Here is an 8,105-nt window from a genome sequence, read left to right on the forward strand (position 1 = left end):
GGCGACCACCGGCGCGCCGCCGAGCTGCACCTGGCGGCCGCCGAGATCTACGCCGGGATCCCCGACGTGACCGACCGGATGTTGGCGCTGACCTTCGCGGTGCGGGAGTTCACGGCGGCGGACGACCCGGCGGCGAGCAGCGGACCGCTGACCGAGGTACGCGCGTTCGCGCACCGCAACGGCGCGCCCGGCCTGCTCCGGCTGGCCCGTCCACCGGAGACGGGCGCCCGGACGCTGGCCTCCTGACCGACGCCAGGCGGCTCAGGCGGCCAGCGGGGCCGCCGGTGCCGGGGTGGGCGCGGGCTTGAGCTTCTGCGCGTACACGTCGACGTACTCGCGGCCGGAGAGCTCCATCAGCTCGTACATGATCTCGTCGGTGACGGCGCGCTCGACGAACCGGTCACCGGACATGCCGGCGTACCGGGAGAAGTCCAGCGGCGGGCCGAAGCGGATGCGGACCCGCGCGAGCTTCGGGACGAGCGTGCCCGGTGGCTGGATCTCGTCCAGGTTGAGCATCACCACCGGCACCACCGGCGCGCCGCTCTCCAGCGCCAGCCGGGCCACGCCGGTCTTGCCCCGGTAGAGCCGCCCGTCGGGTGACCGGGTGCCCTCCGGGTAGATGCCCGCGATGCCGCCGGCGCGCAGCACGGTGAGCTGGGTGTCCAGCGCGGCGCGGGCGGCCTGGCCGCCGGAGCGGTCCACCGGGATGGTGCCGGTGCCGACGAAGAACATCTTGGTCAGCCAGCCCTTGAGTCCCTTGCCGGTGAAGTACTCGGCCTTGGCCACGAAGGTGACCTTCCGCGGCACGATCAGCGGCGTGAAGATCGAGTCGGAGAAGGAGAGGTGGTTGCTGGCCAGGATCACCGGGCCGGTCGCCGGTACGTGGTGCAGGCCCTCCACCTGCGGCCGGAAGATCACTCTCAGCAGCGGGCCGAGGAACACGTACTTCAAGAGCCAGTACAGCACCGGCGTCCTTTCGGCGAGGCGGTCGTCGCGACGGCACGGCCGGGCCGGGCGGTCGTGGCAGGAAGCCTACGAAGCTCCACCGCCCGCCACAACGTCCGGCGGGCGACCCGCCCGCCGCCGGAGCGTGGTCGGCGCCCGTGTCCCCTGGCACGCTCCGAGCAAGAACGGACATAGAGGCACGGCCGCGACCAGCGGCACGGACACCGACTTCGTACCCCACGCCACAAGGCACTCCCCGAACCGACCCCGGACGTGTCACGATTCAGAGCACGGCGTGCGGGGGTGCGTCGAGGGGCTGGACGCGGGGCGCGCCGGCGGCGCGATGAGGAGGATGGTCCGGTGTCAGCGGGTGGGGCCCGCCGGGGACGGCGGGACAACGGGCTCGACGCCAGCGAGTACGCCATCGCCGGCGACGTCGACCCGCGCGTCGGTGAGCACCTGCTCGACGTGCTGGCCGCCGGCGGCATCGCCGCGTATCTGCAACCCTCGGCCGATCTGAACCCGGTCACCCGCACCACCACGGTCCCCGCCCGGCCGGTCGACCGGCTCTACGTGGACCGTTCGCATCTGAGCACCGCGCGGGACTACCTCAGTCAGCTCGCCGACGAGACCGGCACGGCCCGCGCCGAGGAACCGGACATCGACGCCGAGTGGGAACGGATCGTCGCCGGTTTCCACAACTCGCCGGGCAGCGGGGACCACCCGTGGCCCGCCGCCGAGAACGTGGACGACCAGCCCGACGGCGGCAGCAGCACGATCACCACCCCCCGGCCGACGCCCGAGGAGCCGGCCGGACCGACCGCCACCGACGTCCGCCGGCTGCCGTACGCCGCCGACGTCTCCGGCGTCTCGGTGGGCCGTGGCCCGCGCGACGGCGACGGTCCGTCGCTGCTGGAGGGCCTGGACACGTTCGGTGCCGACCTGCCGGACCACCCCGACGACGACGAACGCTACGTCCCGCCGCCGCCTCCGCCCCTGCCCCGGGTGTCGAAGTACGCCGTGGCGGGCGTCCTCGCCGTGATGCTCGGCTTCGTGTTGTTCCTCTTCCCGGACCTGCTCCCCGCCGACCCGAGCATCGTGACGCTGCTCGGCTTCACCGGCATCCTGGCCGGATTCGTCACGCTGGTGTGGCGGCTGCGCCCCGGCGACGCCGAGGACCGGGGGCCGGACGACGGCGCGGTCGTCTGAGCCGACCGGCAACTCCCACCGACCGCGTACGGTAGCCGCCCGGATACCGGGACGCGCACGCCCACACCAGGGGGCGTAACAGTGGTGTAACTTACTGTCAGTAGGAATACCGCAGTACGTCACGTCACCCGCCGACTGCCCGGTTGTTCCTGTTCTCGTGGGCGGTCACTCCCCTGCTGATCGGAATGCCCGAGATGCGACAGAGTTCTCTCGTGGTGGTGGCCAACCGCCTCCCCATCGACGACAACGTGGCGCTCGACGGCGCCTGTGAGTGGCGCCGCAGCCCAGGCGGGCTGGTGAGTGCGCTACACCCACTGTTACGACACACCCCGGCGACATGGGTCGGTTGGGCGGGCGGGACAGGCCCCGCACCCAGCCTGCCGGACGTCGACGGGGTGCGGATGCACGCCGTACCGCTGACCGGCGAGGACCTGCGCGACCACTACGAGGGGTTCGCCAACGCGACCCTCTGGCCGATCTATCACGACGCGGTCGAGCAGCCGGAACACCACCGACGGTGGTGGGACGCGTACCAGCGGGTCAACCAGCGGTTCGCGGAGGCCACCGCCGAGGTCGCCGAGACCGGCGCGGTGGTCTGGGTGCAGGACTACCACCTGCAACTGGTGCCGGGGCTGCTCCGCACGCTCCGACCCGACCTGCGCATCGGCTTCTTCCTGCACGTGCCGTTCCCGCCGCCGGAGCTGTTCATGCAGCTCCCCCGCCGCGCCGAACTGCTCCAGGGCATGCTCGGCGCCGACCTGGTCGGTTTCCAACGGGCCCAGGCCGCGCACAACTTCGCCCAACTGGTCTCGAAGGTGCTGGGCCTGCCGGCCACCGACCGGCGGATCGCGGTCGAGGACCGGGTGGTCCGCATCGGGGCGTTCCCGGTCAGCATCGACACCGCCGAGATGGCCGCGCTGGCCGGTCGGCCGGCGGTGGCGGACCGGGCCCGGCGACTGCGGCACGACCTCGGCAGCCCGGACCAGGTCATCCTCAGCGTCGACCGGATGGACTACACCAAGGGCATCGAACAGCGGCTCAAGGCGTACAGCGAGCTGCTGGCCGGTGGCCACGTCAAGGTCCGCGACACCGTGCTGGTGCAGGTCGCCGTGCCCAGCCGGGAGCGGGTCGGTCAGTACCAGATCCTCCGCGACCGGGTGGAACGCGAGGTCGGACGGATCAACGGCGAGTTCGGCCGGGTCGGCGAGCCCGCGATCCACTACCTGACCCAGCCGTTCGACCGGGCCGAACTGGCCGCGCTCTACCGGGTCGCCGACGTGATGGCGGTGACCCCGCTGCGGGACGGCATGAACCTGGTCGCCAAGGAGTACCTCGCCGCCCGGGTGGACGACGCGGGCGCGCTGCTGCTCAGCGAGTTCGCCGGAGCAGCCGCCGAGCTGCCGCAGGCGTACCTGGTCAACCCGCACGACCTGGAAGGGCTCAAGCAGGGCCTGCTCGCGGCGCTGCGGGCCGACCCGGCGGACGTCCGGGCCCGGATGCGGGCCATGCGCGAGCACCTGCACGAACACGACATCCGGGCCTGGGCCCGGTCCTATCTCTCCACCCTGGACCAGAGCGGCGAGCTGGTCACCCACCTCACCAGCGGCTGAGGCGGGTGACTCCGGCCCGGTCCCCGCGGACCGGGCCGGGAGGTCGCGCGTTCAGGGACGGTCGTCGCGGGCCGGGCCCTTGTCCAGCCAGTCCAGGATCGCGTCGATCGGCTCCTGCCACCGCGCGTCGAGCATCAGGTCGTGCCCCATGCCGGGGAAGAGCAGCGGTGCCGAGTCGTACCGGCGGGCCGCCCCGGTCAGCGCCGACGGCGGCACCACCCGGTCGTCCGGACTGCCCAGCACCAGCACCGGCGGGCGGCCCACCGGCGGCTCCGGCTCGGCTCCGGTCAGCAGCCGCCACTGCGCCCGCCGGGCCGCCCGCCCCAACCGACCGGTGTAGCGCCGCGCGTCGGCGTCGGGCAGCTCGTCGCTGAACAACTGGCGGCGGTGCAGACGCAGCCCACCGCCGAAGACCGCCGGCAGCGTGCCGAGCGGGTTGCGCCGCAGCGCGGCGCCGAACGTCGCCCACCCGCCGAGCACCGGCGCCACCAGCACCGCCGCCCGGGCCGGATACCGGGCCAGAGCGTGCGCGACCACCAGTGCCCCGGCACCGTGCCCCACCAGCACCGCCTGGCGTGGCAGGCCCGCCGCCACCTGCACCACGTCGTGGGCGTACGCGCGCAGCGTCGCGTCCGGCGCCGGACCGCTGTCGCCGTGCCCGCGCAGGCTCACCGCGTACGCCGGGAACCCCCGCGCGGCGGCGTGCCCGAGCCAGTGTTCGGCGTACACCCAGGCACCGTGCCCGAAGCCGGGCACGAACAACAGGGGTGGCCGCCCCTCCTCCAGCTCGGGCGTGGCGCCGAGCACCTCACGGCGCACCGGACGCACCGGCCGCGCCCACTCCCAGCTCCGCATCACCCGCACCCGGTCGCTCACGCCGCCGCCTCGCTTCGCTCCCCGACAGCGCGAGACACACCCGCCCTGAACCCAATGGCTCGCTCGCCACGCTCGCTCACGCCGCCGCCTCGCTTCGCTCGCTCACTTGGCCTCCAGGTCGCGCAACGCGCGTTCCAGCACCCGCAGGTAGTCGGCGTGGCCGACCTCGAACCAGTGCCGGGTCGAGTCCTTGACCTGACCCGAGTAACGCTCACCGGCACCGGCCCGGACCCGTGCGGCGAACGCCGTCGCCCGGTCCGGCCGGGTGGTCCGCAGTCGCAGCAGCCGGGCGAAGAGCACGGCCTGCCAGTGCGACAGGGCGAACACGCCGGAGTCCGGTTGGACCAGGCCGGTCACCGCGAGGGTGGGGTGCTCCGGCACGAACGCGTTGAGCCACAACCGGGGACGACCCACGCCCTCGTCGTCGCCGAGGAGCTTTCCGTCCAGGAACTCGAAGCGCGGCAGGTAACCGGTGGCGAAGACGACCACCTCCGGGTCGATCTGCCGACCGTCGGTCAGCTCCACCGAATGCGAGTGGAACCGGTTCACGTCCGGCACCGGCGCGATCGCACCGTGGCCGACGTAGTAGACGAGTTGGCTGTTGGCGATCGGGTGCGTCTCGTACACCCGGTGGTCGGGCCGGGGCAGGCCGAAACGGGTCAGGTCACCGACGGTCAGCCGCAACGTGCGGTGATAGAGCCACTGGCGTACCCGCAGCGGCACCCGCAACGCCAGCAGCGTGTCGTTGACCTGGTCGGCGGGGCGACCGAAGACGTACTTCGGGGCATACCAGTAGCCCCGGCGGGTGGAGTGCCAGCAGCGTACGGCCTGTTGGGCGGCCTCCACCGCGATGTCGCACCCGGTGTTGCCGGCGCCCACCACCAGCACCCGCTTGCCGCGCAACTGGGCCGGGTCCTTGTAGGACGACGCGTGCATCACCTCGCCCCGGAACTGTTCCAACCCCTCGTAGCGGGGCAGCTTCGGCGACCAGTTGTGTCCGTTGGCGATCACCACGGCGGCGTACCGGGAGGTGCGCTCCGGGCCGTACCCGCCGGTGCTGCGGGTGGTGACGTCCCAGCGGTCGTCGCCGACCGGTTCGACCCGCACCACCTCCGTGCCGAACCAGATGTGCCGGCGCAGGTCGAAGTGGTCGGCGTACCGCTCGAAGTAGGACAGCACCCGGCTGTGGTGCGGGTAGTCGGGCCAGTCGTCGGGCATCGGGAAGTCGGGGAACTGGGTGAACGGCCGCGACGAGATCAGGTGCGTGCTGGCGTACACCGGGCTGCGGTCGTGCCGCCAGTTCCAGGCACCGCCGATGCCCGTCTCACGCTCGTAGCAGTCGACGCCGAAGCCGTGCTCGGCGAGGTTCTTGACGGCGGTCAGGCCGCTGGCGCCGGCGCCGATGACGCAGACGGTGTCGCCCCGGTCGGAGACCGGACTGCCGTCACGGCTGCGGGCGAGGGGGGTCGTCTCCGGTTCGGACCGACCGTGGTGCTCGGTGGGGGTGGGCACCGGGGTCTCCTTCGTCTCCGCACGGGTGCCGGGTCGCGCGAAATCCTCTCCACTCCGGAGCGGGATGTCCAGCCCGCCGGAGCGCCGCCGGTCAGTCGGCGGCGGGTATCAGCAGGTCGACCAGGATCGGAAAATGATCGCTGGCACGGCGGGTCAGCGGGGTGTCCAGCACGTCGTAGTCGACCACGGTGATTCGGGGGTCGACGAAGAGGGCGTCGATGCGCCGCCGGGGGTTCGCGCAGGAGTAGGTGAGCCGGTCGGTGCGGTCCGCGGCCACCGCCGTGTCGGTCAGCCCCTCCGCGACGGTCCGCCACGCCGGTTCGCCCGGCTCCTCGTTGAGGTCGGCGGCGGCGATCACCGGGTACGGCGCGGCGGCCAGGTCCCGCCGGAACAGCTCCGCCTGGCCGGGCCGCTCGGTCGGGTCGGTGGACAGGTGCGAGCCGGCCACGGTGAACCGGGCGGACCGGCCCACCACGCAGTCGGCGAACGCGGCGCCGCGCAGGTGCCGCCCGGGGGTGAGCGGGAACCGCCGGCACCGGGCGTCGGTCACCCGTACCCGCAGGTCGGTGAGGACCAGGTTGCCCAGGGCGGGCAACCCACCGGCGGCGACCACCAGGCCGAACGACTCAGCCAACGCGGCCGACTTCTCCCGCCACCGGAAGCGACGCGGGCCCTCCTGGACCATCACCACGTCCGGCGCCGTCGTGCGGACCACCTCGGCCAGCGCGGCGGTGTCGTCGCGCTGGCCGTGCACGTTGTACGACACGACGCGCACCGGCACTCCGGGAGCACCCATGTCAGATCCGTCGGGCGAGGTCGGCCGCGCCGATGACGCCGGCCGAGTTGCCCAGCTCGGCGGGGCGGATGTCGGCCACCGGCAACCGGCTGCGCTGCGCCAACGCATCGGTGAACGAGCGTCGGGTCGGGCCCATCAGCAGGTCACCGGCGTCGATGACGCCGCCGCCGACGACCAGGACCTGCGGGTCGAGGATCTGCGCCATGTCCGCCAGGCTGGTGCCGAGCCAGCGCCCGACCTGGGCGAACGCCTCGGCCGACACCGGGTCACCGCCCTTGGCCGCGGCGGTCACCATCGGACCGGTGATCGCCTCGGCCTCGCCGTCGGCCAGTTCCAGCAGCGCGGTGGCGCGGTGCGGTTCCTGCCGGGCGGCGGCGCGGGCGAAGCGGACCAGGGCGCTGCCGCTGGCGTACTGCTCGATGCAGCCCAGCCGTCCGCAGCCGCACTGGTGGCCGTCGGGCACGGTGAGCATGTGACCGAGTTCGGCGGCGATGCCGTTGGCGCCCCGGACCAGCTCACCGCCGAGCACGATGCCGCCGCCGACACCGGTGCCGATGGTGAACATGACCATCGAGTCCTCGGCCTGCCGGGCGGCGCCGTAACGGAACTCGGCCCAGGCGGCCACGTTCCCGTCGTTCTCCACGATCACCGGCAGCCCGACGGCCGCGCTGACGTACGCGCGCAGCGGCTCGTCGCGCCAGGCCAGGTTGGGGGCGAACAGGACGGTCGAGCGGCCGGCGTCGATCCAGCCCGCCGCGCCGATGCCGACCGCCTGGATCTCGTGTCCGGAGGCGAGCTCGGTGACCAGTTCGATGATGACGTCCCGCGTCTTGCCGACGTCGTCGGCGGGGGTGTCCCGTCGGGTCTGCACGAGAACCCTGCCGGTGTCGTCGACGACACCGCCGGCCACCTTCGTGCCACCGACGTCGACTCCGATGGTCAGCGTCACCGCTGCCACTCCCCTCTGCTGTGCCACCCCGCGCACCTGCCCTCGCCGGTGGTACGGGTCCTCCCTGGTCAGGCCCCGTCGCCTGGCTCGCCCTGCGGCCCGTTGCCCGGAACGGCCTCCGCCTCCGGTGCGGGCTCGCCACCCGGTGCGGGCGTACCGTCGGGCACCCGCGAGGCGGGCACCACCGTGCGGTCGCCCGGTGGTGCCC

General features: G+C 73.2%; 8 protein-coding genes. 3 read left to right on the top strand and 5 right to left on the bottom strand.

Features of this window, described 5'->3' with window-relative positions; translation table 11 throughout:
* Positions 1-246, top strand: a 246-nt coding sequence (locus tag EYA84_RS21385) for a hypothetical protein (RefSeq protein ID WP_131054828.1), incomplete at its 5' end; no start/stop codon positions are given.
* A 15-nt stretch (positions 247-261) separates the two neighbouring features.
* Here the strand turns inward: EYA84_RS21385 and EYA84_RS21390 are convergent.
* The gene (locus EYA84_RS21390) at positions 262-966 is read right to left on the bottom strand and encodes a 1-acyl-sn-glycerol-3-phosphate acyltransferase (protein ID WP_131054829.1); all 705 of its coding nucleotides are present in this window, start codon (positions 964-966) and stop codon (positions 262-264) included.
* A 339-nt stretch (positions 967-1,305) separates the two neighbouring features.
* Here EYA84_RS21390 and EYA84_RS21395 point away from each other — a divergent pair, with 339 nt between their 5' ends.
* Together EYA84_RS21395 and EYA84_RS21400 are read left to right on the top strand one after the other, a co-directional pair.
* On the top strand, positions 1,306-2,154 hold the full coding sequence (locus tag EYA84_RS21395) for a DUF308 domain-containing protein (RefSeq protein WP_131054830.1): 849 nt from the start codon (positions 1,306-1,308) through the stop codon (positions 2,152-2,154).
* 194 nt (positions 2,155-2,348) lie between these two features.
* On the top strand, positions 2,349-3,764 hold the full coding sequence (locus EYA84_RS21400; RefSeq protein WP_131054834.1) for a trehalose-6-phosphate synthase: 1,416 nt from the start codon (positions 2,349-2,351) through the stop codon (positions 3,762-3,764).
* A gap of 51 nt (positions 3,765-3,815) precedes the next feature.
* On the opposite strand, the gene EYA84_RS21405 is transcribed toward EYA84_RS21400, so the two are convergent.
* The 4 genes from EYA84_RS21405 to EYA84_RS21420 all read right to left on the bottom strand — a co-directional run bounded on the left by EYA84_RS21405 (position 3,816) and on the right by EYA84_RS21420 (position 7,906).
* Positions 3,816-4,619, bottom strand: a complete 804-nt coding sequence (locus EYA84_RS21405; protein ID WP_387261019.1) for an alpha/beta hydrolase — start codon at positions 4,617-4,619, stop codon at positions 3,816-3,818.
* 123 nt (positions 4,620-4,742) lie between these two features.
* Entirely contained in the window at positions 4,743-6,152 is a 1,410-nt protein-coding gene (locus EYA84_RS21410) for an NAD(P)/FAD-dependent oxidoreductase (RefSeq protein WP_131054832.1), read from the bottom strand.
* 91 nt (positions 6,153-6,243) lie between these two features.
* Positions 6,244-6,948 (bottom strand): endonuclease/exonuclease/phosphatase family protein, encoded by a 705-nt coding sequence (locus EYA84_RS21415; protein ID WP_131054833.1) that lies wholly within the window; start codon positions 6,946-6,948, stop codon positions 6,244-6,246.
* Position 6,949: 1 nt separating this feature from the next.
* The gene (locus EYA84_RS21420) at positions 6,950-7,906 is read right to left on the bottom strand and encodes an ROK family glucokinase (RefSeq protein ID WP_176095951.1); all 957 of its coding nucleotides are present in this window, start codon (positions 7,904-7,906) and stop codon (positions 6,950-6,952) included.
* Positions 7,907-8,105: the final 199 nt, after the last annotated feature.

The sequence above is a fragment of the Verrucosispora sp. SN26_14.1 genome (assembly GCF_004307965.1).
In the GTDB taxonomy this organism is placed as follows: domain Bacteria; phylum Actinomycetota; class Actinomycetes; order Mycobacteriales; family Micromonosporaceae; genus Micromonospora.

Coding starts and splice junctions, on each gene's coding strand:
- EYA84_RS21400 (WP_131054834.1), top strand. CDS start 2,349: ATGCGACAGAGTTCTCTCGTGGTGGTGGCCAACCGCCTCCCCATCGAC.
- EYA84_RS21405 (WP_387261019.1), bottom strand. CDS start 4,619: ATGCGGAGCTGGGAGTGGGCGCGGCCGGTGCGTCCGGTGCGCCGTGAG.
- EYA84_RS21415 (WP_131054833.1), bottom strand. CDS start 6,948: ATGGGTGCTCCCGGAGTGCCGGTGCGCGTCGTGTCGTACAACGTGCAC.